The following is a 24,844-nucleotide window of genomic DNA, read 5'->3' on the forward strand; positions in this document are numbered from 1 at the left end:
TCTTGTTGTTGTGTTTTTACTCAGTTATTTTTCAACATGAATATTTGTATATTTAAAATACTGATGAATCAAATAAAAATAAATCAATTTTTCTTATTAATGGTTTGCTCTACTATATCTTTATCCACTCTTTGATTAGAGAACTAAGATGAAAAAACCCTTTTACCAATTAAATCATAGCAAAGATGTTATACGACATTTTACTCCAAATTGGTTTACAGCGACTATGGGTACTGGCGTGGTAAGTATGATTTTAATTCAGCTTCCATTTGCCCAATCATTTTTATTCACGCTAGCAACTTTGTTATGGCAATTTAATATTATTTTATTCAGTGTTTTTTCAGGTCTTTATTTATTGCGGTGGTTTCTTTTCCCTCATGAAGCGAAGCAAATATTTAACCATCCCAATATGAGCTTGTTTTTAGGCGCTATTCCAATGGGGCTCGCTACAATACTAAATGGTTTTTTAACCTTTGGTATAGGGCTTTATGGTGAAGTTGCGATACATATTGCTCAAGCTTTATGGTACATCGATGTCTTTTTAGCGCTAGCAATTGCGTGGATCGTGCCGTTCTGCATGTTTAGTCGTCAGAACCATCAGCTACATACCATGACTGCAATTTGGCTTTTACCTGTGGTTGCATGTGAAGTAGCAGCAAGTTCTGCCGGCATGTTGGTTGCACATTTACCAGCAGATTTACACAGCTTTCATTTATTAATGGCGGGCTACGTACTTTGGGGAATTTCTGTTTTACCCGCATTCGCTATTTTGACAATTTTAATGCTGCGTATGGCTTTACATCAGTTACCAGAAAAAGAAGTCGCAATTTCTAGCTGGTTGTCTTTAGGCCCTATTGGTACAGGTGCTTTAGGTCTCTTGTTACTAGGCGAGCAGGCACAAAGAGTGGCACCAAATGTAGGATTTCACCAATTTGCGAATGTCTTTCAAGCTTTAGGAGTCGTAGGTAGTCTCGTGCTTTTAGGCTTTGGGTTATGGTGGCTGGGTCTTGCAATTTTAACAACGCTTCGTCACGCAAAGACAGGTATTCCATTCAATTTGGGTTGGTGGGGCTTAACCTTTCCATTAGGCGTATTTATTCTTGCACTGTTTAATTTAGGGCATCAGGTTGAAATTGTATTTTTACAATACGTTGCTGTGGCCTTGAGTCTTTTATTATTGACAATGTGGGGTGTGGTAATGAAGAAAACGCTAGCAGGCGCATATAGCGGCCAACTGTTCTTTTCTCCGTGTTTAATCGCCTTACAACAAAAAATGCAGTAATGATGAAAAGGTGCAAAAAGCTTTTGCACCTGATTTATACTTATTTTCTAATTTATTTAATTTTGATTTGAGCTTTTTGAATGAACACTGATATTGCTTTAATTATGGCACTTCCTAATGAATCTAAAGGTTTGTTTGAGCAGGCAGGTGTTGAAGTCCATTACAGTGGTATTGGTAAGATTAACGCTGCCTTTAAAGCATTTGAGGTTATTCAAAAAACTGGCTGTAAAACTTTAATTAATCTCGGTACAGCTGGAAGCTCTGCATTTAATCGACATGATTTAGTCGAGGTGAAGACTTTTGTACAACGTGATATGGATGTTTCACCCCTAGGGTTTGAAGTAGGTGTAACGCCGTTAGATGATCACTTGCGAGCTGAAATTCATCTTCAACCACATTTTGCTGATTTGCCAAAAGCAGTTTGCGGAACTGGAGATTCATTTGAAACGGGTCAGCCAAAAGTCGCTTGTGATGTGGTGGATATGGAAGGATATGCTTTAGCCAAAGTCTGCCATAAGTTAGGTGTACGGCTGATTTCGGTGAAATATATTACTGATGGTGCAGATGACACTGCACATGTAGATTGGGAAGAAAATTTATTATTGGGTGCTCAAAAACTTTTAGCGCTTTATCAAAATCACTTCTAAAAAAAGATCGGCAAATTTGCCGATCTTTTTTTAGTTTTAACGAGGTAATACGCCGTAGAGCATTAGGTGGACTGTATGTTCAATTGAGCGTTGGAACATGCTTCGGTTACGCAGTGTTTTTCCAGTCACCATTTCCATTTGGGTTGCAAAATCTGCATAGTTTTGCGTAAGACCCCAAATGTTTAAGATTAATAATTCTGGGTCGATATCTGGTGAAATCTTTCCTTCTTCTTGCCAAGTCTGAATGACTTTAGCTTTGCGCTTAAATAGTTTTTTTAATGGTCCTTTGAGTATAGGTAAAATATGCGGAGCGCCTTGAATGATTTCTAATGCAAACAATCTAGATGCTTTCGGTTGGCTACGAGATAGTTCGATTTTTTGTATTAAATAGTGAGATAAGGCTTCGGCTGGTTCTAATTCAGCTTCTAAAGTTTGTAAGGGAGCCAACCATTTTTGTAAAACGGTTGTGAGCACTTCTACGTATAAAGACTCTTTATTTTCGTAGTAATAGAAAATATTCGACTTATGCATGTCGGCGAGTTGGGCAATTTCATCCAGACTTGCGCCAGTAAACCCATAGACTGAAAAAACATCAAGGGCGGCAGCAAGAAGCTGATTGCGCTTTTGGGTACTCTTCTTTTGTTCCATCTGCTGCATAATTAAAAAAATAATATTCCCATTGTAAGGGAAATTGTTTGATTTGTGCACAGGTGTCTTGCTTTTTTAATCAAAAAACGGCTAGTTATTTGCGTAATAGATATACTATTGTGCAAAAAATAGAGAGATTCACTAGTTTATTGTTATTCTTAAAAATATTTTTTAAATTTCGCCCTAAAAAAGAGCAATAAAACAGCAGTTTTATTGCTCGTAAATTGGGCATTTTTCGGTTGAACAGTTCTCATTACTCATCACGACCTTAAGTTGCCAAAACCGCATCGAGTACTTGTTGCTCAAGTTGGGAAAAACTAATACTTTTTTTACGAGGGCGTGGCAAATTAACTTGGAAACTTTGAGCAATCTGACCCTTATCTAACAAGATAATACGGTCAGCCAATTGCACTGCTTCACTTACATCGTGTGTTACTAAAATGGCTGTGAAACCTTGTTCTTTCCACAAGCGCTCAATCAAGCTTTGCATCTCAAGACGGGTTAGGGCATCTAATGCACCTAAAGGTTCATCTAGTAACAAAATACGTGGTGTATGAGATAACGCACGTGCTAGGGCTGTACGCTGACGTTGTCCACCTGAGAGTTGAGAAGGCCATTGCCCTGATTTCTCTTTTAAACCCACTTTTTCCAGTAACTCTTCTGCTAAAGCATGTTGGGCTTTAGGTAAACCAAGTTGAACATTTTGAAGGATATTCCTCCAAGGAAGTAGCCGTGGGTCTTGGAACATTACTCGAATATCATCGTTAGTAATGCCTTCGCGCAAATGCCGAGCAGATTTGAATTTGATTTCTCCAAAACTGGCTTTTTCAAGTTGAGCAATTAAACGTAGTAACGTACTTTTGCCACAGCCACTTCGACCAACAATTGCTAAAAACTCACCAGGCTGGATGTGTAGGTCAAGATCTTCAAGGACCTTTATCTCGCCATAGAATTTATAAAGTTGCTCAATCAGAATCTCTGCACCTAATACGGGTTCTTGAGATTCTGATGGTTCTTCCGGAATGAGCTGCACTTCATTCTGATTAATATTTAAATTCAGATTTGTCATGTTCTAAGCTCCCTTATTTCTGATATCCGGAGTGCCAACGTAATAAATAGCGTTCTAAAAGCTGGGCTAAAACATCGGCCAGTTTGCCTAGTAAGGCGTACAGAAGAATACCGACCAGAACGACATCTGTTTGTAAAAACTCACGTGCATTCATGGTCATATAACCAATACCAGCTTGAGCTGAAATGGTTTCAGCGACAATGAGCAATACCCAAACCAAACCTAAAGCAAAGCGTAGACCTACTAAAATAGAAGGCATTGCACCTGGCAAAATAATTTCTTTGTAAAGCTGCCAGCGAGAGAGACCGTAACTTTTACCCATCTCAATCAATTGAGGGTCAACTGACCGAATACCGTGATAGGTATTAATATAAATCGGGAAGAAAACGCCTACTGCGACCAAAAATAATTTCGCTGTTTCATCAATACCGAACCACAAGATGACGAGTGGAATAAGGGCCAATGCTGGGATGTTCCGTATCATCTGCAGGGTCGTATCGAGCAGGGTAGAGGCGAAGCGTGAAGAGCCATTAAGTAAACCTAAGAGCAGACCTAAGCCACCACCAACCAAAAGCCCAAGCAAAGCGCGACCAGCGCTTACTTTAACGTGATGCCATAACTCTCCGCTAACGAGTAAGTGCCAAAAAGCGGAAACCACAGCAGTCGGTGCTGGCAAAATACGGCTTTCTAAAAGACCTAAACTTGAAGCAATTTGCCATACAACCAATAGAACAATTGGGAAAACCCAAGGCAGCAAATGCTGCCCGATCTGTTTTGTTCCACGTGAAACAATACCTTCATCTTTGCTCATGCAGGCTCCTTGACGGAACTATTTTGCTTCTTCTCGTCTGGAACATAGTTGTTGGCAATAATTTCACCGAATGGCCCAGTCAGGTTTGGCTGAGCAAGTTTAGCGCGAGTTTCGATTGGTAATAACGGGAAGACCAACTCTGCAAAACGGATTGACTCTTCAAGATGTGGATAGCCCGAGAAAATGAAAGTATCGATACCTAAATCAGCATATTCCTGAATGCGGGCAGCAACTGTTTCTGGGTCACCTACAAGTGCTGTACCAGCACCGCCACGGACTAAACCAATACCTGCCCAAAGGTTTGGAGACACTTCAAGTTTATCTCGGTTACCCCCGTGGAGAGCTGCCATACGTTGTTGGCCTACAGAGTCCATTTGTGCAAATTTTTTCTGTGCTGCAGCAATAGTTGCATCATCAAGATATTGGATAAGCTCGTTCGCTGCTGCCCAAGCTTGTTCGTTGGTTTCACGAACAATCACATGTAAGCGAATGCCATAAGTTAATTTACGGCCTTTTGCCTCAGCCTTAGCACGAACATGTTCGACCTTTTGTTTAACTGCTTCTGGTGGTTCACCCCATGTAAGGTAAGTATCGACTTGTTCAGCCGCAAGGTCGACAGCAACGTCTGAAGAGCCGCCAAACCAAAGTGGGGGGTAAGGCTTTTGAACAGGTGGGTAAAGTAGTTTTGCATCATCTACTTGTAAGCGTTCACCGTGGAATGTAAAAGCTTCACCCGTATGTGAACGCGTCAAAATTTCACGCCAGATTTTTACATATTCATTGGCAGTTTGATAACGCGTTGAGTGATCTTCATATAAACCATCGCCGCGTAGTTCGGCCTCATCGCCACCCGTCACTAGATTGAGTAACACGCGACCATTCGACAAGCGGTCAAATGTTGCAGCCATGCGAGCTGCCAATGCTGGTGTTGTTACTCCTGGACGTAACGCAACTAAAAATTTAAGGTGTTGAGTTGCATCAATCAGGCTAGCCGCCGTAATCCATGGGTCTTCACATGAACGGCCCGTTGGAATAAGTACACCTTCATAACCCAAATTATCTACTGCCACAGCAATTTGCTTCATATAGGCATGGTCAACCTGACGAGCGCCTTTACTTGTACCTAAATAGCGACTATCACCGTGGGTAGGAATAAACCAGAAAATTTTCATGTGCATTACCTATATGTCTATTGAAATTACTTGGCAATCCAAACAGCTTGTTTGATGCTGATTGGCTTTGGAATGATGCCTTGTTGAGTAAAGATGTCTGCGAGTTGCTGCTGCTCAGCAATCACTTTGCTGTTCAGCGGAGCGGCTGATGAAGGACGAGGACGGCGTTTAATAAATAAGTCACTGGTTGCAGGCTTCAGTCCTGTACTTTGGCCAATGGCTGTTGCCGTTTCTGCTTGATGGCTTTGAACCCATTTGTCAGCTTGATTAATTTGTTTGATGAGCCCAGAAACAGCTTTCGGATGTTGTTTAACAAAATCTGGAGCTGCTAAATAAAATGTATAGTTAGGGCTTAAGCCTTTACCTGATGCAAGAACACGAGCTTGATCTTCTAGTTGTGCTGAAGCGAAGTAAGGGTCCCAAATGGCCCATGCATCAACGGCACCTTTTTGAAATGCTGCGCGAGCATCGGCAGGTGTAAGCCAGATCGGAGTAATGTCACTCCAGTTTAAGCCTGCTTTACGTACAGCTTGTACAAGTAAGTAATGTGAACTCGAACCTTTTTGCAGCGCAATACGTTTACCTTTAAGGTCTTTAAGTTGTTTGAGCTGCGAGTTTTTAGGAACTAAAATTGCTGATGCTAGTGGTTTAGCTGCTTCATAGGCAATGTAATATAAAGGCTTTCCAGCTGCTTGTGCGTAGACTGGAGGAGTGTCCCCAGTAACTCCGACATCAAGGGAACCGACAGCCAAAGCTTCTAAAATTTGTGGACCAGCAGGGAACTCATTCCAAGTAACTTTGGCATTTGGAAATTCTTGTTCAAATAGTTTTTGCTGTTTGGCAATCGCAAAATTAATTGAACTTTTTTGAAAACTAATACGAAGTTCTTTTACAGTTGGATCAATGGCCCAAGCTGGCGCTGCGATTGTTAAACCTAATACAGCGACTGCACTGATGCGTTTAGCGAATTGTGCCCACTGACTCTTATTAAATAATGACTGATGTTGCATATTGATATCCTTGTTCCCCTTGAGGTCAGGCACAGCATTTATATTGTTATTTGCCGTGCCTAAGCTGGGTTTATTTCAGTTTTAAAATGGCATCTTGAATGGTGAGTTTGTTTGGAATGAGCTTTTGTGCATAAAAAGCATCAGCTACTTGTTGTTGTTCTTGTGCCACCTTGTCAGATATTGGCTGAACTCCAAAACCCATACGTGAAATGGAAGTTTTGAGTACATCAAACTCAAGTGCGGTAGGTTTTTCGAGTAATTTGGCAGCTTCATCCTGATGTGAACTTACCCACTCAGTGGTCTGGTTAAGTGTCTGTACAACAGTGTTGAGTACTTTTGGATTATTTTCTGCAAATTTACGGTCAGCTAAATAGAACTGATGATTACTCACCAAGTTTTCGCCTGTTGCTAAAACTCGGGCCTGAATTTGATGTTCAGCCGCTGCAAAGAACGGGTCCCAAATCACCCATGCATCGACAGCACCTTTTTCAAAGGCAGCACGAGCGTCTGATGGCGGTAAATAAACTGGTTGAATATCACTTAAGCTTAAGTTGTTGGCTTCTAAAACTTTTAACAATAGGTAGTGAACATTCGAGCCTTTGTTAAGAGCAACACGTTTGCCTTTTAAATCTTTAATAGATTGGATTGGAGAGTCTTTTTGTACCAATAGTGCTTCAGCCTTTGGCGCAGCAGGTTGGTTTGCAACATAGACTAAATTTGGATTGGCCGCTTGAGCAAAGATCGGTGGTGCTTCACCAGCTTCACCGAGTGAAACACTTCCTACGTTTAAGCCTTCAAGCAATTGAGGGCCAGCAGGGAACTCAACCCATTTCACTTGTACGCCTTGTTCTTTTAATACTTTTTCTAAGTCACCACGAGCCTTTAAAATAGGAAGAATCCCATATTTTTGATAGCCGATATTTAAGGTTGTGGTGGCTTGTTCCTCTTTTTTGGCACAACCACTTAACATTATCACTCCTGCAAGGCTGGCCGCGATGACTGAATATTTTGCCCATGAAGTGGTGTTGAAAAGTGCCATGAGATTTCGTGCTCCCCGAAAGAGAAAAAGAAAAAATAATTGGATGAGCAGATACCCTAAAGGGATTTTTATTTCAGAAAAAATAAGTATTCGGTCTTTATTTATGCAAAAAAAAGCTAAAAACAATAGGCTATAAACTTATGCAAAAAAGTGATTTATCTAATAGAAATATATTTAATAAATTAGGAGTAAGTTTATGTAAATAAAATAAAAAAATATTAAAACATTAAAAATAGAGATTTAAAAAAAGTACAACCATAAATGAATAGCGTTTATGGTTGTACTTTTTTAACTAAGCTTATCTGAAATAAGAATATCTTAAAAAGAGCAAAGGCTAAGGAAGCAGTTTCTTAAAGACTAAAGAATTCCTTTGATAGTTATAGAGCGCCTGACGGGCATTAGGTAATTCATCAACGCTGACTTGATGAAAACCATGTTCCAAAAACCAGTGAGCGGTACGCGTTGTTAAAACGAATAGCTGACGAATACCTTGTTGCTTGGCTTTTTCTTCAAGAAATTGCAGAATTTGGCTACCACGATTTGATTTACGATAACTTGGATGTACCGCAACACAAGCGATTTCTGCCGATGTTGTTTCGTTAAATTCGGTTGGAATTGGATAAAGCGCAGCACACGCTAAGATCATGCCATCTCGTTCAATAACAGCAAACTGGCCAATTTCTTGTTCTAAACGCTCACGGGAACGATAAACCAAAATACCTTCTTCTTCTAACGGGCGTAATAAATTCATTAACCCGCCCACGTCCTGAATATTGGCTGTGCGAACCTCTTCATAATGCGCATCGGTAATCATGGTTCCTACACCATCTCGAGTAAATAATTCTTCGATAAGGGCACCATCATAGGCATAAGAAATGAGATGAACGCGATGTACACCTGATAAAGATGCTTTCTTTGCTTGTTGCAAATGTAAGGCTAGCGTTGGGCTGCTGGTTTGGTATTGTTGGATATAGTAGTCCAGTTGATGTGGACTTAATTCACGTAATATTTGTTGAGCTTCATTAAGGAGGCCTTGTTGCTCCCCAAGAAAAATGAGTTTATCTGCTTTTAAATAAGTCGCAGTTTTGGTCGCAACTTCTTCTGCTCGCAAGTTAAAGACTTCGCCTGTAGTGGAGTAACCTGTTGGCCCCAGTAACACAATATTATGATTATCGAGGTGTCGTTCAATTGCATCGGTGTCTATTGAACGAACTTCACCTGTAAGCTGGAAATCCATGCCATCACGAATGCCATAAGGTTTAGCAGTCACAAAATTACCTGATATCACATCTATGCGAGCGCCATACATTGGAGAGTTTGCTAATCCCATCGAAAGCAATGCTTCAATTTCTAGGCGAATAGAGCCTACGGCACTCATGACGCAGCTTAAAGATTCACGTGTGGTAATACGGCTGTTGTCATAAAAAGGGGTTTCAATTCCTTTTTCTTTAAGATTTTGATTAATTTGCGGACGTGCGCCGTGCACAAGAATTAGTCGAATACCCAGTGAATGTAATAGCGCAATATCATGAATGATATGTTCGAAATTAGGATGACGGACTGCTTCACCTCCAAACATCAATACGAATGTTTTATCGCGGTGGGCATTAATGTAGGGTGCTGAGTGTCGAAACCAGTGTACATAATGCTGGGGGTTATTATGCGACTTTTCTAAAGACTTGCTTGGCATACCGATCTCGAATCAACAGCAAAAAGATATAAAGATGATTCTAAACAAAAAAGATTAAAGTCGCATGTTTTAGATAAAAAAACACCCAAATCTAAGTTTGGGTGTTTAAATTTTTTTAAATTAGTGAACCACTCTAATGATTTTATGGCTTTGTTCATTTACCAGCACATAATTTCCGTTCACTTTGTACCATTTTTGGTAACGACCTGGTTTCGTTAATTTTTGATGCTGACGATAGTCAATCATGTAACGTGAGTGTTGATATTCACGGGGTACAACCTGACCTGCTCGCCAAACATTACGATGGTCGTCTTTTTTAATTACTTTAACGGTTTTTACTTCATGGTTTTGGTAGTTGCCATGGTGGTTATGATCGTTTGATGCTGCCATTGCTGTTGTTGCAACTAAACCACTAAGTGAAAGGACAATCGCTGTTGTTAATTTTTTCATTGTAAACCTCGAGTGATGAATTAAATTTCAATAACTGAAGATTAGTGAACAATTACAGATAAATCGTGGAGGCTACGAAGAATAAATGTGAAAACTAACGATGAAATAAGAAGAAATTAAGAAAATACGAAATATTAGAATATAAAAATCTATTTATTTTTTAAATATATAAGTAATAAAAAAAGGATAAAACCATAAGGCTTTATCCTTTTTGCTCAGCGATAGCGAGGTTCTATCGCTTTAAAAACCACGAATACTCACAATACTATTAGAATCAGTATCGACTAAAATATAGTCATTGTTGATTTTGTACCATTGCTGATTACGGTCTGGTTTTGGCAAGTTACTATCTTTATAGTCGACTTTATAGCCATTACCACGATAGTGCTGTGGCATAACATAACCAGGCTGCCAGCGATGCTGTTTAAGCCGTTCAAAACCACGTTCTTCGCGCATACGGCGCTCGTCACGGACACGATCTTCATCATGATCACGTCCAAATCCTGGCCCACGATCGTTCCATTCACCGCGTGGTCCTCCACCTTTAGGACCTTTGGGGCCATGGCCTCGGTCAAAAGGAGGATCAGCAAAGCTCGCCATACTTGTGGTGAGTACAGCTATGGAAAGGGTTAAGATTGTGAACAACTTTTTCATGATGCATCCTCGTTTACATCTGATGTCTCTCATGTTGAATACTCTACGCGCAAAATGCAGAGAAACTGTGAAGATCATTTAATGGTTCAATTAAAATTACGGATAGATCAAGAGTTTTTATCAATAATAAAAAAGGCTTGAATATATCTTTGCAGGTATAGGCAAGCCAGATTTGATGATCGGCTGTAATTTTCTTTAGCTTTTCATCTTTAACTTTTAATCCTGTGCATCAATACTTTGACCATTGAGCGCCAAGCTATCTTCACCCATTAAATAGAGGTAAGCAGGCAAGATCGACTCTGGTGTAGGTAGTGTTTTCGGATCTTCTTGTGGATAGGCTTTAGCACGCATTGCCGTACGCGTTGCGCCTGGATTAATGCAGTTAAAACGGATATTGGGATAAGTATGTTCCGCTGCAAAAATTTTGCTCACTGCTTCAATTGCAATTTTTGAGACAGAATATGCGCCCCATAAAGCACGTGCTTCACGGCCTACACCTGAACTGGTAAATACAACAGAGGCATTTTCTGATTTTTGCAAAAGTGGTAATAATGCTTGAGTTAAAGCAAAAGGCGCGCGTAGGTTAACTGCCATGACATCATCCCAAGTTTCGGTTGGATAATGTGCTAGCTCTACGCGTTCACCTAAAATACCTGCATTATGCAAAATACCGTCTAGGCGTCCAAATTGCTTTTCGAGCGTATCGACTAAAAAGTCATAATCACGGTCAGAAGCACTCGAAAGTTGTAATGGTAAAATTGCTGGTTGCGGTGCACCCAGGCTTTCAATTTCATCATAAATAACTTCAAGTTTATTTAAGGTTCTACCATGCAGTACAACGGTCGCACCATGTAGGGCATAAGTCAGAGCGGCAGCTCGCCCAATTCCATCGCCAGCACCGGTGATTAAAATAATTCGATCTTTGAGTAGATCCGGACGAGGTTGGTATTCTGAATATTTCATTGGTAAACCTCCTTCTTTTTATATTGATAAAACAAACAACTGTTAAAAAAGCCTATAAAACTCTTAGCTTAACTTATCATACGCTGATTTGCCTGTAGAGCAGGAAGCTTTTGACGTAACATATGGTTTAATTCTGTCACTGTATTTACAATCGAATCGGCTTGCCATGCAGCAAGATCATCACGATGTTCGATTGGTAAATAGCCATATGCAGCCAAAATAGTATACATATTGGCATTGCGACCAGCATCAATATCACGTGGATGGTCACCCACATAGATAATTTCATTTGCTGGGATATTTAAGTGTTTAGCCGCCAAATACATTGGTTCTGGATCTGGCTTAGTTTTACTGACATCTTCAGGACACACCAAAACCGCACAGCGTTCGGTCAGATTTAACTTTTCTAAAAGAGATTCACTTAATCCGCGTGGTTTATTGGTCACAATACCCCACGGAATTTGCTGAGCTTCTAACTCTTCTAAAAGTGGATACATACCTTCAAACAGGTCTGTATCAACCACAATATTATTGCCGTAAATATCTAAAAAGTTTTGACGATGTGCCAAGAAAATTGGATTGGCCACATCCAGTTCTGGATAGACCAATTTAACCATCGCACGTGCACCTTCAGAAACCTGAGTGCGAATGAGGTCGGCATCAACAATCGGGCGTCTTTCATCACGGCACATTTGCTGAATAATACGAATGAAGTCGGCAGCCGTATCGATAAGAGTACCGTCTAAATCAAATAAAACAGCTTTCATCATGCACCTGTATTTATCGTGTGAACCATATAATTAACATCAACATTTGGCGCTAACCAGTAATGCTTGGTCAGTGGGTTGTAGTGCAGTCCTGTCATTTCTTTTAGAGTCAGACCTGCATTACGAATGTCATGTGCCATTTCAGATGGTCGAATAAATTTATGATAATCATGTGTACCTTTTGGCAACATGCGTAGTACGTATTCTGCGCCAATAATGGCAAATAAATAAGATTTTGGGTTACGGTTAATGGTTGAGAAGAACACATGGCCACCCGGTTTAACCAAAGCCTGACAAGCTCTTACAATAGATGCTGGATCTGGAACGTGCTCCATCATTTCCATGCAAGTGACCACATCGTATTGACCGGCTTGTTCTTGTGCTAATTCTTCTACAGGAATTTGACGATATTCAATATTTTGAACATTGTCTTGTTGAGCATGCAAACGGCCAACAGCTAGCGGTGCTTCGCCCATATCAATACCAAGTACATCTGCTCCACGACGTGCCATGCTCTCTGCCAAAATACCGCCACCACAACCGACATCAAGTACTTTTTTACCAGCAAGGCCGCCTACACGTTCATCAATCCAGTTTAAACGTAGTGGATTAATTTGATGAAGTGGGCGAAATTCAGAATGTTGATCCCACCATTTGGCAGCAAGTGCTTCAAACTTTGCGATTTCTTGTAAATCAACATTCAATTGCGACATGGTGCTACCTCTAAACTTGGGTTATCTTTTTGGATATAGTTCGCCGTTAGTGTAGCGATTATTGGGAAAAAAGCGATAAACCCAATAAAAAACTTCACAGAAGCAAAACGAATTTAGCATATTTGTTTTATATTTAGAGCATAAGCTAATGCATAACAACTTAGAGGAAAAGCTGTAGCAATGAAAAAATTGGTTTTGGGTGGTTTAAGCGCAGCAATTATGGCCGTATCGGGTAGTGCAATGGCAGCAGATTTTGTTGCTGGTAAAGACTACACCGTGATTGCCAATCCAGGCAAAGTGGAAGTTCCTGGGAAAATCGAAGTTCGAGAGTTCTTTTGGTATGGATGTCCACACTGTTTTAAACTTGAACCGCATATGCAAACGTGGTTAAAACAGATTCCTAACGATGTACGTTTTGTACGTACACCGGCTGCTATGAACAAAGTATGGGAACAAGGGGCGCGTACTTATTATACATCTGAGGCATTAGGTGTACGTAAACGCACACATTTACCGTTGTTCCATGCGATTCAGGTGAATGGTCAGCAAATTTTTGATCAGGCTTCTGCTGCGAAGTTCTTTACTCGTTATGGCGTGCCTGAACAGAAATTTAATAGTACTTACAATTCATTTGCTGTGACTGCAAAAGTTGCTGAGTCAAATAAACTTGCTCAACAGTACCAATTAACAGGTGTTCCTGCGGTTGTTGTTAATGGTAAATATGTTGTGCAGGGTGAAGATGGTAAAGTTACTCAAGTTCTTAATTATTTAATTGAGAAAGAACGTAAAGCAAAATAAGTTGTTTAGGCTTTACTTCAAAAATGGGCTTCATACGAAGCCCATTTTTATATTTAATTTATCGTTAATTATCACGAAATATTTCAATTAATTTTGTGGGTTTTCATCTTCAATTTGAAAATTTAAAACATCAAAATTAGCTGTTTGGGTCGGTAGTGATAATGCCTGATTAATATATAAATTAATTAATTTTTGGCGAGAACCAATAGAGCGCTGGTAATAGGTAGAATTTAAAAGCAGTGATGCACCATAAGTCAGTGACCAGATATAAGACAAATAATCACGGATCGACATATCATAATTTAATGATTTTAAATAATTTTCTGTAATATCTTTAATTGCTAAAATACGCTGTTGGCGGATTTCATAAAGCTCTTCAAAAAGATGCTTCAACTTAGACTCTGTCATTGTCAGATTTTCTTCAAGTTGATGCAATAAAATGGTTTTTCCAGGTGTAAGCAAATGGTGAAGCATGTAATGAGGGGCATACTCTTTGAAATCTGTATTATATTTTTTAGAAATTTCTAAAATTTGCTTTTCATTTTGAATAATGAGCTCAAGTAGAAGCTCATTTTTGCTTCTAAAATGCTTATAAAGTGTGCCTTTAGCAATATCTAGCTCGGCCACTAACTCATCTAGAGTAATTTCCTGATTGTTTTCTAGTAACAACTTTTCTGCCACGCTTAGAATTTTTTCTTTGCGCATCAAAAACTGTGTATGACGATCAAGATTCATAGGTATTCCCACACCAGTTTGGCCTAACTAATAATTTACTTCCTGTAAAAAGAAAAAGACTTTTCTCGAAATTTTTAGCCTTTTTCTTTCTCTCTTTACGTATTACCACATAACCTGTTTTTTGTCATTTGCCGCTTCTACCGTTCCCAGTTTGCAATCCCTCTAAACAGTAAGCGAACTTGTGTAGAGGCATTTTCAATAAAGGCAGCTTGATGCAGCTTGAGCTGTTCACCTTGATATTGTTTCGATAGGTTGAGCCACGTCATTGCCCATGTAAATGACATATTGGTCAAAATGGTAGATAAGACATTTAAGTCTTGAGGCTCTTGAATATGTTTAAAATTTTCGAGTTTAGTCAGATCAGTTGTTAGATCTTCAATTAGAAATTCGATTTCTCTAGCAATGGCTGCACGAACCGTTTCTGAACCGCCCCAACGCTCGGAAATCATAAATTGCCACTGCTTAGGGCTATGATTTACCGCCTGAACAAATAGCTCAATGCTGGTCTGAGTTTTAGTCGATTTATGTTGTAAATAACTTTGACCTAGTTGATGCAAAACACTTTTTAAATGTAGGGCAACTTGGTCAACCAATTCCTTGCCAAGTTCATCCATGTCTTGAAAATGACGATAGAACGCTGTCGGTACTAAACCAACTTCACGTGCAACTTCACGCAAACTGATACTACTGAACGAACGCCCAGACGTGCTCAGATGCAAGGCTGCATCTAGAAGTGCCTGACGACTTTGCTGTTTTCGTTCATCCCGTATCGACATTAAAAGAACCTATTTAAACCGTGAGCCAGAGTCTAACAAAAAAGAGCAAAATTTCATAAAAAAAATAGTGAACAAGTGTTGACTGAGTGAACACTTATAAATATAGTGTACATATGTTCACTATACGAACATGTGTTCACTCAAATAAATAGCCAGATACAAAAGAGGAACGTATGAACGCAACACTTAGTTATCAGCCACATTTGGTTCGAGAAGATTTCGTTGATTTTGTTTTGCAGAAAATTAACGTGACTTGGGCTTGGAAACGCGTACTTGCAGAAGTTATCGCAGTTCAGTCTCTACATACCGATATGGTGCTTATTAAGCTTAAACCGAATCGAAATTTTAAGTTCGATCAGGTACGCGCTGGGCAAAGTATTTTATTAACGCTACTGATAGATGGAGTTTACCAACAGCGTAGTTATTCAATTATTGAAGTAACTCCTCATGGTGAAATCTCTTTAGGTATTAAAGTACAAGGCTTGGTGTCTAGTGCAGCTCAACGATTACATGTCGGAGAGTGCATTGAGATTTCACAGCCACAAGGTGATTTTACTTTGCACCAAGGCCAACAGCCTGCAATTTTAATTGCGTCAGGGAGTGGTATTACTGCAATTTATTCACTTTTGCAGCAAGCGTTGAAACAGCAGCTTGAGCAGATTCATGTCATTTACTTTAATCGTGCAGAAATTTTTCATGCTGAATTAAAAGCTTTGGCAGAAAAGCATCCAGAGCTTCACTATCATTTTTTTAATACCGCTGAGCAAAAGCAGCATTTAACTGAAGGGCTATTACAAAAGTTAGTTCCTGATTACGCACAGACTGCAACGTATGTGTGTGGACACCACGGCATGATGCAACAGGCAAATGAAATTTATGCGCAACAAAGTGCCCAGTCGCAACTTCATCAAGAATTTTTCATGCCTGTTCAAATCGAACAGTCTAATGAAGCACAACCCATCGTATTTCGTCGTTCACAACAAAACTTTATTGCCACGACAACATTACTAAGCAGTGCAGAGCAGGCTGGCTTACGTCCACAGCATGGTTGCCGTATGGGTGTATGCAACCAATGTACGTGTACCAAAGTCAGTGGTGTCACCCAGAATATATTAACAGGCGAAATTGACGATCAACCAAATCGTGCAATTAAGTTATGTGTGAACCAGGCATTAAGCCCAGTCACGATTGATCTATAAAAACAAACATAAAAGAGATTTGAGGATACCATTATGAATATGGCAGTAGAACTTAAAGCAACATCAAAATCGGCACATTTAACTCCAGAGCAAACAGAAGCTTTTGGTCGCCGTATTGAAGAAATTCGTCTTGAAGTGATGAAAGATCTCGGGGAAAAAGATTCAAAATATATTTACAAAGTACGTAATTTTGTACGCTACACCGAAATTGCATCACGTGGCATGTTGATGTTTGGTGGTTGGATTCCACCAGTATGGTTGTTGGGTACGGCTATGCTCGGCATATCTAAAATCGTTGAAAACATGGAGCTCGGTCATAATGTGATGCATGGTCAGTTTGACTGGTTAAATGACCCAACGCTTAATGGTGCAACCTATGACTGGGATACGGTGTGTACTGGTGAAGACTGGAAATATACCCATAACTATAAGCACCATACCTATACCAATGTGTTTGGCATGGATCATGATATTAGCGGTTATGGTGTGATGCGCATGAGTCGTGAGCAAAAGTGGGAAACCCGTTTTTTATTCAACGTGCCAATGGGTTTTGTATTGTCAACGGGTTTTGAATGGCTATTAGCTTTGCAACGTCTAGAGATGGAAAAAGTGTTGTTTGATGGCACCAAAACTTGGAAAGAAGTATATGTAGAATCTAAAAATCTACGTAAAAAAATGGTACGTCAGTTTGGTAAAGATTATGTGCTGTTCCCACTAATTGCAGGACCAATGTTCTTGCCAGTATTGGCTGGTAACTTTTTTGCTAACTTGATCCGTAACTACTGGGCATCGACCGTGATTTATTGTGGTCATTTCACAGAAGACTCTGAAATTATTACTGACAACATTGATAATGAAACCAAAGCAGAGTGGTACTTGCGTCAGATTCGTGGTTCAGCAAACTTTACTGGCGGTAAAATCATGCATTTCTTGAGTGGTAACTTGAGCCATCAAATCGAACATCACTTGTTTCCTGATGTACCTGCCAACCGCTATCAAGAGATGGCACCTAAAGTACGTGAAGTTTGTGCAGAGTTCGGTCAACAGTACAATACCGCGCCCTTTGGATCTCAAATTTTGAGTGTGTATAAACGTCTGGCTGTTCACTCTTTGCCTGACAATATGGTTGACCGTTTGGTGGCGACCAAGCGTACCTTTGTTGAGGCGGTGAAAGGCATGTTTGGCAAAGCTGCTTAATAAAGATAGAGCCTTGTTTAAGGCATTCCAAATAGCTCCTTTTAAGGGGCTATTTTTATTTTTGTGTCATGAAAAGTGCAGACTTACATTTGAATGTAGGGAATAAACTCAACCTGTCAAAATCCTTTGCTATACTATGCCCAAGTTTGTATTTAAGAGAAGTTAGGAAGGATTATGCGTATTGACCAACGTGCATTAGACCAATTACGTGAAGTGAAAATTACACGAAACTACACCCGTTATGCTGAAGGTTCTGTGCTGGTCGAATTTGGTCACACCAAAGTCCTTTGTACTGCAAGTATCGATAATTCAGTTCCAAGGTTTTTAAAAGGAAAAGGGCAGGGCTGGGTCACTGCTGAATATGGCATGTTACCGCGTTCAACACACTCACGTTGTGATCGTGAAGCAGCGCGTGGTAAACAGTCGGGCCGCACACAGGAAATCCAGCGCCTGATTGGTCGTAGCTTACGTGCTATGGTCGATTTGAAGAAGCTTGGAGAAAACACAATTACCATCGACTGTGACGTGATTCAGGCAGATGGCGGTACACGTACGGCAGCAATTACTGGTGCGGCTGTAGCATTGGTTGATGCTATGAATGTTTTGTTATCTCAAAAGAAAATTAAGCATGATCCGCTTAAAGGATTAGTTGCTGCAATTTCTGTAGGTATGTATCAAGACGAAGTATTGCTTGATCTTTGCTATGAAGAAGATTCGAACTGTCAAACTGACTTAAACGTAGTAATGACACAAGCAGGCGAATTTATTGAAATTCAAGGTACTGCCGAAGATAAACCATTTACTCGTGCACAAAGCAATGACATGTTAGAAATGGCTGAAAAAGGGATTGCAGAGCTCATTAAAAAGCAACAAGAAGCTTTAGGCTGGTAATTTTACCCTTTCTAAAAAACGCATCTTCGGATGCGTTTTTTTATGTATTCATCAAATCGACATAAAAACATCACTTGCCTGTCACTTTTTCACTTTATTAGTAGTTCGCATTTAAACCGTTTGGAAAAAACCAATGCGAAAAATTTCACTTCTATTAATTACTTCTTTAGCACTTTTACTGAGTGCTTGTAACGATGATAACGACCTAGATAATTCATCGCCAACAACACCGCCAACCAGTAATTGCAAAATGCACTGCGCACCATAATAAGAACTTAGGATAGAACTAATGAATCGTCGCGAATTTCTTTTAAATTCTACAAAAACCATGTTTGGGACCGCTGCTTTGGCAAGTTTCCCATTGAGTATTCAAAAAGCGCTGGCTATTGATGCCAAAGTTGAAAGTGGAACTATTCAAGATGTTAAGCACATCGTGATTTTGACTCAGGAAAACCGCTCATTCGATAATTATTTCGGAACACTAAAAGGCGTGCGTGGGTTCGGTGACCGCTTTACTATTCCAATGACGGAAAGTCGAAAGGTTTGGGAGCAATATGATGCCAAGAAAAATAAAGTATTGCCGTACCATCTCGATAGTCGTTTAGGAAATGCTCAGCGTGTTTCAGGAACTCCTCACTCATGGTCTGATGGCCAAGCAGCTTGGGACAATGGTCGCATGAGCGACTGGGTGGCTTATAAAAAACCGCAGTCGATGGGCTACTACAAAAAACAGGAAGTCGAATATCAGTTTGCTTTAGCCAATGCTTTTACGATTTGTGATGCTTACCACTGTGCCATGCATGCGGGAACTAACCCGAACCGTAAATTTATCTGGACCGGAACGAATGGCCCTACAGGTGCAGGTGTTGCCAGTGTGGTAAATGAATTTGATGGGATTGGGCCATCAACAGAAGGTTATGAATGGACGACGTATCCTGAGCGCTTACAGCAGGCTGGCGTAACATGGAAAGTTTATCAAAACATGCCGGATAACTTTACTGATAACCCGCTTGCAGGCTTTAAACAATATCGCCGTGCAAATGAACAATCGGGTCAGCCTGTCAGTAACGACACGCCAACATGCCCTGCATACGATGAAAAAATCGATGCGACTCAACCACTTTATAAAGGTATTGCTAACACTATGCCGGATGGTGGTTTTTTGGGAACCTTTAAAACTGATATTGCACAAGGTAAATTGCCGCAAGTGAGTTGGTTAGTCGCTCCTGCAACTTACAGTGAACATCCAGGACCATCTAGTCCTGTGCAGGGGGCTTGGTATATTCAGGAAGTATTAAATGCATTAACTGAAAATCCTGAACTGTGGAGCCAAACCGTTTTATTGGTGAACTTTGATGAGAATGATGGTTTCTTCGACCATGTTCCTTCACCAAGTGCACCGTCTAAAGATATAAACGGTGTCGTATATGGAAAAACGACTTTAACTGATCAGCAAGTATCTTATGAATACTTTAACCATCCACCAGTAGCGACTTCAAAATCTCAACCACCAACAGATGGGCGAGTCTATGGGCCGGGTGTACGTGTTCCAATGTATGTGATTTCTCCGTGGAGCCGCGGTGGTTGGGTGAATTCACAAGTCTTTGACCATACTTCTATTTTGCAATTTTTGGAAAAGCGTTTTGGTGTGCAAGAACCAAATATCAGCCCATATCGCCGTGCTGTATGTGGTGATTTAACGACGGCATTTAATTTTAAAACCCCGAATCTTCTGCCTGTCGCTGAACTAGATGGGAAAAAAACAAAAGCCGAAGCTGATGCGATTCGTGTTGCTCAAGCTTTATTGCCACAAGTTCCTGTTCCGAGCCAGCAACAATTTCCTCAGCAGGAAATGGGAATTAGGCCATCGCGTGCTTTGCCATATATCTTACACACCAGTGCCAAAGTCGATGCAGCACAAAAGGCTGTAAAGCTGATGTTCTCAAACACTGGTAAGCAGGCAGCCGTTTTTCATGTGTATAACCGATTAGATCTTACGGTAGCTCCTCGTCGCTATATGGTTGAGGTGGGTAAACAGCTTGATGACGTGTGGAATACTATAAATGGACAGTACGATTTATGGGTACTTGGTCCAAATGGTTTCCATCGCGCGTTTGAAGGGAATCTGATCCAAGCCAATCAAACTCAAGCATTACCAGAAATTAGAGTGTGTGTGGAAGAGTGTGATGCGAATTTGTATTTAAAAGTTCGTCACGATGGTAATAAGTCAGTCAAGCTTAACGTCAAAGCAAATGCTTATCTTCCAAATAAGACATGGACTATAGAAACGAATAGTTCTGAAAAAGAACTGGTTTGGGATATGTCTGAATTTGGAGGTTGGTATGACTTCACTGTGACCTTAGCTGAGGATGCTACTTTCAGCCGCCGTTTTGCAGGACGTATTGAAACCCAAGAAGATTCAATTTCTGATCCATATATGGGGTATTTAGAGTCTTAAGTTGTTAAGTTTTTTTCCTTAATGAAGGTATTAGAATTTATTCCTCATTAGCTGGTGCTAAAAGTCATCTGCAACCTGTCTATAATCTATAAGGATCTTATTTTTGCAACAAAATAGGATAGAGGATGAAAGTGAGCAGGTTTTGCAGATGGCAATGCCTTTGGTCTTGCATGGCTTTAGTCGCCATTCAGGGCAAAACCAAAGTAACAGAATTAGCTGCTGGCAAAAAAATCTAGACGGTAAGACTCCGTCATGTAGGTTGATAAAGAGAACAAGATATCCCTGTTACGATAGCGAATAAAGGGATTAGGGGATTGATATAAAATATTACGTAGGAAGATGCTGTCGTTTAGATGAATAATAAAAATAAAGACTTACCTTTTGTAACAGAATCTCCTAAGCCTCGTCATATTTATCTTTTACCTTGAAACCCTGATTTTTTAAAGTAATGGGGAAAATTTATGCTACAAGGTTTTATTGTATTATTAGCAGTAGTTACATTTGTTTTAATGGCTGCCGATCCACGTGATAGTGGGGCACAAGCGACTCAGTCAGCATGGCAAAAAACACAAGCGGCAGACATGACCAAGTCGCAAAAAAATACCAATAATGATGCAGATTTTATCTAAGCATTAAAACGCATTGATAAATCTACAGCTCTAACATCTTTAGTCAGAACGCCCATAGAAATGTAATCAACGCCAGTAGTCGCCACTTCACGTAAGTTTTCAATAGTGATATTGCCCGAAGCTTCGAGTTTACAGCGACCTGCCACATGTTTTACGGAATCAATCATTTGCTGTTGACTGAAGTTGTCGAGCATAACAATGTCTGCACCAGCTTCAAGCGCTTGATTTAGCTCATCCCAAGTTTCAACTTCGACTTCAACAGGTTTACCCGGTGCAATTTGATGGGCTTTTTCAATTGCCTGAGCAATACCACCTGCCGCCATAATATGATTTTCTTTAATTAAAAATGCATCAAATAGACCGAGACGATGGTTCTGTCCGCCACCAATAGCTACAGCATATTTCTGTGCAATACGTAAGCCTGGTAAGGTTTTACGCGTATCGAGAAGTTTTGTATTTAAACCTTCAAGATGTTGAACATATTCAGCAGTTTTTGTTGCAACAGCAGACAAAGTTTGAATAAAGTTTAAAGCAGGGCGCTCTACAGTAAGTAAGCTACGTGCAGAGCCTGCAAGTTTTAAAAAGGCTTCATTTGCGGCAACACGGTCACCTTCTTGTTTTAACCAAGTTACCTGTACAGTATTGTCATAAGCTGAGATGAGTGCATTTACCCAAGGCTGGCCAGCTAAAACCATATCTTCACGGCTAATAATGGTCGCGGTTGCCTGCTCATCTTCAGGTGTAAGCATCGCGGTAATGTCACCGTCCCCAATATCTTCTTGTAATGCTTGTTGAATATTGATTTGAATTGATTGTTCAAGCAAAGACTGAGGTATGCTCATACGGTTTCCATTTTGTAGATGACCCTAAAACTTGCGATATATTAGCACCGTCGACTTTAAAAATAAGCTGTTTTATGAGATTAATCGCGATAAACAATCGTATTTACTGCTTTGAAAAGTAGATAACTGCTTTAAACTAAAACAATTGGCAAGCAATTTATTGGCATCTCAATGAAGCAAATCACACTGTATGAAGTTATAGATGGACAATTAAAAGGGGCGAGACAAATCCCTTCTCCAAATTTTAACCAACGGCCGACTGGTACCGAAATTCAAATGATCGTCGTTCATAATATTAGCTTGCCACCGTCTCAATTCGGAGGTGGATATATTGAGCAGTTTTTTCAAAATAAATTAGATTGGTCAGTGCATCCTTATTTTCAGACCATTCAAGGCATGCAAGTTTCTACACATCTGTTAATTTTAAGAACAGGTGAAGTCCTACAGTTTGTTAATTTTAGTGATCGGGCATGGCATGCAGGGCGTTCGAGCTATTTAGCCAAAGTAGAATGCAATGATTATTCAATTGGGATAGAGCTTGAAGGAAGTGATGATTTACCTTTTGAAGAAGTACAATACGAAGTATTAACCGATGTGGTTAAGGCTATTCGTCAGGCTTATCCCGAAATTAAAAACCATATAGCAGGGCATTCAGACATTGCACCCGGCCGAAAAACTGATCCGGGACCTTATTTTAAATGGCAGCACTTTAGACAACTGTTAGTTCAGAAAAAAAGTTGAGTTCATTCATCATTTCACAACGAAAAGATTTTCTAGTTTCATTACAATAGCGTCTTTCGAATATAGCTGTAGGTGAGTACGATGGCATTGTGGCGATCGACTTTTATTGTCAGTGCAATGACGATGTTGTCACGAGTGTTAGGGCTCGTACGTGACGTCGTATTGCTCAACGTGTTTGGTGCAGGTAAAGATTTTGATACCTTCGTCGTCGCTTTTCGTATTCCCAACTTCTTTCGACGATTGTTTGCCGAAGGCGCCTTTTCTCAGGCCTTTATTCCAGTATTAACTGAATATAAAACAGGTCGAGCACACGCTGAAGTACAGATCTTGATTAGTCGGGTATTTGGTTGCTTGCTAACAGTCATGACCTTACTGACTTTTGTGGCTATGGTTTTAGCGCCTGCGATCATTTATATGTACGCACCAGGTTTCCATAGCGATCCTGAAAAGTTCGATTTAGCAGTCAGCATGTTCCGCCTGACCATCCCTTATTTATTATTTATGTCACTGACTGCTTTTGCTAGCAGTATTTTAAATAGTTATGGTTCATTTGCTTCACCAGCTTTTTCACCCGTTTTACTGAATGTCGCAATGATTGCAGGTGCATGGTGGCTTACGCCGTATATGGCTGAACCCATCAAAGCCTTAGGTTGGTCGGTGGTCGTGGCAGGGATATTACAGTTAGCTATACAAATTCCTGAATTGTGGCGTAAAAACCTCCTGATTCCACCTAAAGTTGATTTTAAACATGAAGGTGTAGAGCGTATTCTAAAATTAATGCTTCCAGCATTATTTGGGGTATCTGTTACTCAGATTAACCTGTTATTAAATACGATTTGGGCCTCTTTCATGCAAGATGGTTCAGTGTCTTGGCTCTATAGTGCAGAGCGTATGACTGAGTTGCCGTTAGGTTTAATTGGTGTTGCGATTGGTACAGTGATTTTACCTTCACTTTCCGCCCGTCATGCAGAGCAAGATCAAGCAAAGTTCCGCGGTATGATCGACTGGGCTGCAAAAATTATTGTATTAGTTGGCTTACCAGCAAGTATTGCCTTATTTATGCTTTCTACACCGATTATTCAGGCATTATTTCAACGTGGTGAGTTTGACCTCCATGATACACAAATGACAGCGCTTGCATTGCAATGTATGAGTGCAGGCGTGATTTCATTTATGCTGATTAAAGTCTTTGCACCAGGTTTTTATGCGCAGCAGGATACCAAAACACCCGTACGTGTCGGTTTAATGTCAGTCGCAGCGAATGCTATTTTAAACGTTGTATTTATTGGTTTCTTTAAGCTGATTGATTGGCAGGCAGAGCATATGGCACTTGCATTGGCATCTTCAGGTTCAGCTTTAGTGAATGCGGGTCTACTCTACTTCTATTTACACAAACGTAATATTTTCCGATTTGATTCGCATTGGAAAAAATTAGGGCTTCAATATGGTTTGGCAAACCTTGCTATGATTGCAGCACTGTGGTTTGCATTAAATTGGTATAACGGCGAGCTTTCGCAGTGGTTGCGTATTGCCGAAGTAGTGGGATTGTGTGTCGTCGGCGTAATTGCTTATCTGGTCGTTTTAATCATTACCGGTTTTCGTCCTAGAGACTTAAAACACTAAAATAAAAAAAGCGATCTTAAATGATCGCTTTTTTTATATC

At 40.1% G+C, this 24,844-nt stretch carries 26 protein-coding genes; 11 read left to right on the forward strand and 15 right to left on the reverse strand.

Annotation, left to right across the window (positions count from 1 at the left end):
• Positions 1 to 148 precede the first annotated feature (148 nt).
• Both ACS125_RS04145 and ACS125_RS04150 read left to right on the forward strand, forming a co-directional pair.
• Positions 149 to 1,282 (forward strand): TDT family transporter, encoded by a 1,134-nt coding sequence (locus ACS125_RS04145; RefSeq protein ID WP_443270685.1) that lies wholly within the window; start codon positions 149 to 151, stop codon positions 1,280 to 1,282.
• Between the two features lie 80 nt (positions 1,283 to 1,362).
• Positions 1,363 to 1,929, forward strand: a complete 567-nt coding sequence (locus ACS125_RS04150; protein WP_004795515.1) for a 5'-methylthioadenosine/S-adenosylhomocysteine nucleosidase family protein — start codon at positions 1,363 to 1,365, stop codon at positions 1,927 to 1,929.
• Positions 1,930 to 1,965: 36 nt separating this feature from the next.
• On the opposite strand, the gene ACS125_RS04155 is transcribed toward ACS125_RS04150, so the two are convergent.
• From ACS125_RS04155 to ubiG, 12 genes are all read right to left on the reverse strand, one after another.
• Positions 1,966 to 2,586 (reverse strand): TetR family transcriptional regulator C-terminal domain-containing protein, encoded by a 621-nt coding sequence (locus ACS125_RS04155; protein ID WP_013199284.1) that lies wholly within the window; start codon positions 2,584 to 2,586, stop codon positions 1,966 to 1,968.
• 259 nt (positions 2,587 to 2,845) lie between these two features.
• Entirely contained in the window at positions 2,846 to 3,646 is an 801-nt protein-coding gene (locus ACS125_RS04160) for an ABC transporter ATP-binding protein (RefSeq protein WP_443270688.1), read from the reverse strand.
• Positions 3,647 to 3,659: 13 nt separating this feature from the next.
• Complete coding sequence (gene ssuC / locus ACS125_RS04165) at positions 3,660 to 4,457, reverse strand: aliphatic sulfonate ABC transporter permease SsuC (protein ID WP_443270690.1); 798 nt, start codon at positions 4,455 to 4,457, stop codon at positions 3,660 to 3,662.
• The gene (gene ssuD / locus ACS125_RS04170) at positions 4,454 to 5,629 is read right to left on the reverse strand and encodes an FMNH2-dependent alkanesulfonate monooxygenase (RefSeq protein WP_005308909.1); all 1,176 of its coding nucleotides are present in this window, start codon (positions 5,627 to 5,629) and stop codon (positions 4,454 to 4,456) included. Before ssuD ends, ssuC begins: the two co-directional genes overlap by 4 nt.
• 26 nt (positions 5,630 to 5,655) lie before the next feature.
• Positions 5,656 to 6,639 carry a sulfonate ABC transporter substrate-binding protein gene (locus ACS125_RS04175; RefSeq protein WP_443270692.1) on the reverse strand — a complete coding sequence of 328 codons (984 nt, stop codon included), beginning with the start codon at positions 6,637 to 6,639 and terminating at the stop codon, positions 5,656 to 5,658.
• A gap of 70 nt (positions 6,640 to 6,709) precedes the next feature.
• The gene (locus ACS125_RS04180; protein ID WP_312821967.1) at positions 6,710 to 7,678 is read right to left on the reverse strand and encodes a sulfonate ABC transporter substrate-binding protein; all 969 of its coding nucleotides are present in this window, start codon (positions 7,676 to 7,678) and stop codon (positions 6,710 to 6,712) included.
• A gap of 334 nt (positions 7,679 to 8,012) precedes the next feature.
• On the reverse strand, positions 8,013 to 9,368 hold the full coding sequence (gene argA, locus ACS125_RS04185; protein WP_443270694.1) for an amino-acid N-acetyltransferase: 1,356 nt from the start codon (positions 9,366 to 9,368) through the stop codon (positions 8,013 to 8,015).
• Positions 9,369 to 9,488: 120 nt separating this feature from the next.
• On the reverse strand, positions 9,489 to 9,818 hold the full coding sequence (locus ACS125_RS04190) for an RcnB family protein (protein WP_443270696.1): 330 nt from the start codon (positions 9,816 to 9,818) through the stop codon (positions 9,489 to 9,491).
• 240 nt (positions 9,819 to 10,058) lie between these two features.
• On the reverse strand, positions 10,059 to 10,472 hold the full coding sequence (locus ACS125_RS04195; RefSeq protein WP_004795500.1) for an RcnB family protein: 414 nt from the start codon (positions 10,470 to 10,472) through the stop codon (positions 10,059 to 10,061).
• A 216-nt stretch (positions 10,473 to 10,688) separates the two neighbouring features.
• Positions 10,689 to 11,435: a YciK family oxidoreductase gene (locus ACS125_RS04200; RefSeq protein WP_004795498.1), complete on the reverse strand. Its 747-nt coding sequence runs from the start codon at positions 11,433 to 11,435 to the stop codon at positions 10,689 to 10,691.
• A 68-nt stretch (positions 11,436 to 11,503) separates the two neighbouring features.
• Positions 11,504 to 12,205: an HAD family hydrolase gene (locus ACS125_RS04205; protein ID WP_443270699.1), complete on the reverse strand. Its 702-nt coding sequence runs from the start codon at positions 12,203 to 12,205 to the stop codon at positions 11,504 to 11,506.
• Positions 12,202 to 12,915: a bifunctional 2-polyprenyl-6-hydroxyphenol methylase/3-demethylubiquinol 3-O-methyltransferase UbiG gene (ubiG, locus tag ACS125_RS04210; RefSeq protein WP_003655787.1), complete on the reverse strand. Its 714-nt coding sequence runs from the start codon at positions 12,913 to 12,915 to the stop codon at positions 12,202 to 12,204. Before ubiG ends, ACS125_RS04205 begins: the two co-directional genes overlap by 4 nt.
• Positions 12,916 to 13,095: 180 nt before the next feature.
• Here ubiG and ACS125_RS04215 point away from each other — a divergent pair, with 180 nt between their 5' ends.
• Positions 13,096 to 13,713, forward strand: a complete 618-nt coding sequence (locus ACS125_RS04215; protein WP_049838330.1) for a thiol:disulfide interchange protein DsbA/DsbL — start codon at positions 13,096 to 13,098, stop codon at positions 13,711 to 13,713.
• 87 nt (positions 13,714 to 13,800) lie between these two features.
• Here ACS125_RS04215 and ACS125_RS04220 read toward each other — a convergent pair whose 3' ends face one another.
• Both ACS125_RS04220 and ACS125_RS04225 read right to left on the reverse strand, forming a co-directional pair.
• Entirely contained in the window at positions 13,801 to 14,448 is a 648-nt protein-coding gene (locus ACS125_RS04220) for a TetR/AcrR family transcriptional regulator (RefSeq protein WP_004795493.1), read from the reverse strand.
• Positions 14,449 to 14,585: 137 nt separating this feature from the next.
• Positions 14,586 to 15,224 carry a TetR family transcriptional regulator gene (locus ACS125_RS04225; protein ID WP_443270702.1) on the reverse strand — a complete coding sequence of 213 codons (639 nt, stop codon included), beginning with the start codon at positions 15,222 to 15,224 and terminating at the stop codon, positions 14,586 to 14,588.
• A gap of 173 nt (positions 15,225 to 15,397) precedes the next feature.
• Here ACS125_RS04225 and ACS125_RS04230 point away from each other — a divergent pair, with 173 nt between their 5' ends.
• From ACS125_RS04230 to ACS125_RS04255, 6 genes are all read left to right on the forward strand, one after another.
• The gene (locus ACS125_RS04230; RefSeq protein WP_443270704.1) at positions 15,398 to 16,423 is read left to right on the forward strand and encodes a ferredoxin reductase; all 1,026 of its coding nucleotides are present in this window, start codon (positions 15,398 to 15,400) and stop codon (positions 16,421 to 16,423) included.
• A 33-nt stretch (positions 16,424 to 16,456) separates the two neighbouring features.
• Positions 16,457 to 17,620: a fatty acid desaturase family protein gene (locus ACS125_RS04235; protein ID WP_443270706.1), complete on the forward strand. Its 1,164-nt coding sequence runs from the start codon at positions 16,457 to 16,459 to the stop codon at positions 17,618 to 17,620.
• 174 nt (positions 17,621 to 17,794) lie between these two features.
• Complete coding sequence (rph, locus tag ACS125_RS04240) at positions 17,795 to 18,511, forward strand: ribonuclease PH (RefSeq protein WP_174739069.1); 717 nt, start codon at positions 17,795 to 17,797, stop codon at positions 18,509 to 18,511.
• A gap of 133 nt (positions 18,512 to 18,644) precedes the next feature.
• On the forward strand, positions 18,645 to 18,779 hold the full coding sequence (locus tag ACS125_RS04245) for a hypothetical protein (protein ID WP_262444575.1): 135 nt from the start codon (positions 18,645 to 18,647) through the stop codon (positions 18,777 to 18,779).
• A 21-nt stretch (positions 18,780 to 18,800) separates the two neighbouring features.
• Positions 18,801 to 20,969 carry a phosphocholine-specific phospholipase C gene (locus ACS125_RS04250; protein ID WP_443270709.1) on the forward strand — a complete coding sequence of 723 codons (2,169 nt, stop codon included), beginning with the start codon at positions 18,801 to 18,803 and terminating at the stop codon, positions 20,967 to 20,969.
• Between the two features lie 461 nt (positions 20,970 to 21,430).
• A complete protein-coding gene (locus ACS125_RS04255; RefSeq protein ID WP_000938939.1) occupies positions 21,431 to 21,598 on the forward strand; it encodes an ABZJ_00068 family colistin stress protein in 168 nt (55 codons plus the stop codon).
• Here the strand turns inward: ACS125_RS04255 and nadC are convergent.
• Entirely contained in the window at positions 21,595 to 22,440 is an 846-nt protein-coding gene (nadC, locus tag ACS125_RS04260; RefSeq protein ID WP_443270713.1) for a carboxylating nicotinate-nucleotide diphosphorylase, read from the reverse strand. The genes ACS125_RS04255 and nadC overlap by 4 nt on opposite strands.
• A gap of 171 nt (positions 22,441 to 22,611) precedes the next feature.
• On the opposite strand from nadC, the gene ampD reads away from it, so the two are divergent.
• Together ampD and murJ are read left to right on the forward strand one after the other, a co-directional pair.
• Positions 22,612 to 23,181, forward strand: a complete 570-nt coding sequence (gene ampD / locus ACS125_RS04265; protein ID WP_443270715.1) for a 1,6-anhydro-N-acetylmuramyl-L-alanine amidase AmpD — start codon at positions 22,612 to 22,614, stop codon at positions 23,179 to 23,181.
• Positions 23,182 to 23,253: 72 nt separating this feature from the next.
• Positions 23,254 to 24,804 carry a murein biosynthesis integral membrane protein MurJ gene (murJ, locus tag ACS125_RS04270; protein WP_174730257.1) on the forward strand — a complete coding sequence of 517 codons (1,551 nt, stop codon included), beginning with the start codon at positions 23,254 to 23,256 and terminating at the stop codon, positions 24,802 to 24,804.
• The last annotated feature ends 40 nt before the right edge of the window (positions 24,805 to 24,844 follow it).

The organism is Acinetobacter sp. PFS20, from assembly GCF_052261015.1.
In the GTDB taxonomy this organism is placed as follows: Bacteria; Pseudomonadota; Gammaproteobacteria; order Pseudomonadales; family Moraxellaceae; genus Acinetobacter.

Coding starts and splice junctions, on each gene's coding strand:
- ACS125_RS04145 (WP_443270685.1), top strand. CDS start 149: ATGAAAAAACCCTTTTACCAATTAAATCATAGCAAAGATGTTATACGA.
- ACS125_RS04150 (WP_004795515.1), top strand. CDS start 1,363: ATGAACACTGATATTGCTTTAATTATGGCACTTCCTAATGAATCTAAA.
- ACS125_RS04155 (WP_013199284.1), bottom strand. CDS start 2,586: ATGCAGCAGATGGAACAAAAGAAGAGTACCCAAAAGCGCAATCAGCTT.
- ACS125_RS04160 (WP_443270688.1), bottom strand. CDS start 3,646: ATGACAAATCTGAATTTAAATATTAATCAGAATGAAGTGCAGCTCATT.
- ssuC (WP_443270690.1), bottom strand. CDS start 4,457: ATGAGCAAAGATGAAGGTATTGTTTCACGTGGAACAAAACAGATCGGG.
- ssuD (WP_005308909.1), bottom strand. CDS start 5,629: ATGAAAATTTTCTGGTTTATTCCTACCCACGGTGATAGTCGCTATTTA.
- ACS125_RS04175 (WP_443270692.1), bottom strand. CDS start 6,639: ATGCAACATCAGTCATTATTTAATAAGAGTCAGTGGGCACAATTCGCT.
- ACS125_RS04180 (WP_312821967.1), bottom strand. CDS start 7,678: ATGGCACTTTTCAACACCACTTCATGGGCAAAATATTCAGTCATCGCG.
- argA (WP_443270694.1), bottom strand. CDS start 9,368: ATGCCAAGCAAGTCTTTAGAAAAGTCGCATAATAACCCCCAGCATTAT.
- ACS125_RS04190 (WP_443270696.1), bottom strand. CDS start 9,818: ATGAAAAAATTAACAACAGCGATTGTCCTTTCACTTAGTGGTTTAGTT.
- ACS125_RS04195 (WP_004795500.1), bottom strand. CDS start 10,472: ATGAAAAAGTTGTTCACAATCTTAACCCTTTCCATAGCTGTACTCACC.
- ACS125_RS04200 (WP_004795498.1), bottom strand. CDS start 11,435: ATGAAATATTCAGAATACCAACCTCGTCCGGATCTACTCAAAGATCGA.
- ACS125_RS04205 (WP_443270699.1), bottom strand. CDS start 12,205: ATGATGAAAGCTGTTTTATTTGATTTAGACGGTACTCTTATCGATACG.
- ubiG (WP_003655787.1), bottom strand. CDS start 12,915: ATGTCGCAATTGAATGTTGATTTACAAGAAATCGCAAAGTTTGAAGCA.
- ACS125_RS04215 (WP_049838330.1), top strand. CDS start 13,096: ATGAAAAAATTGGTTTTGGGTGGTTTAAGCGCAGCAATTATGGCCGTA.
- ACS125_RS04220 (WP_004795493.1), bottom strand. CDS start 14,448: ATGAATCTTGATCGTCATACACAGTTTTTGATGCGCAAAGAAAAAATT.
- ACS125_RS04225 (WP_443270702.1), bottom strand. CDS start 15,224: ATGTCGATACGGGATGAACGAAAACAGCAAAGTCGTCAGGCACTTCTA.
- ACS125_RS04230 (WP_443270704.1), top strand. CDS start 15,398: ATGAACGCAACACTTAGTTATCAGCCACATTTGGTTCGAGAAGATTTC.
- ACS125_RS04235 (WP_443270706.1), top strand. CDS start 16,457: ATGAATATGGCAGTAGAACTTAAAGCAACATCAAAATCGGCACATTTA.
- rph (WP_174739069.1), top strand. CDS start 17,795: ATGCGTATTGACCAACGTGCATTAGACCAATTACGTGAAGTGAAAATT.
- ACS125_RS04245 (WP_262444575.1), top strand. CDS start 18,645: ATGCGAAAAATTTCACTTCTATTAATTACTTCTTTAGCACTTTTACTG.
- ACS125_RS04250 (WP_443270709.1), top strand. CDS start 18,801: ATGAATCGTCGCGAATTTCTTTTAAATTCTACAAAAACCATGTTTGGG.
- ACS125_RS04255 (WP_000938939.1), top strand. CDS start 21,431: ATGCTACAAGGTTTTATTGTATTATTAGCAGTAGTTACATTTGTTTTA.
- nadC (WP_443270713.1), bottom strand. CDS start 22,440: ATGAGCATACCTCAGTCTTTGCTTGAACAATCAATTCAAATCAATATT.
- ampD (WP_443270715.1), top strand. CDS start 22,612: ATGAAGCAAATCACACTGTATGAAGTTATAGATGGACAATTAAAAGGG.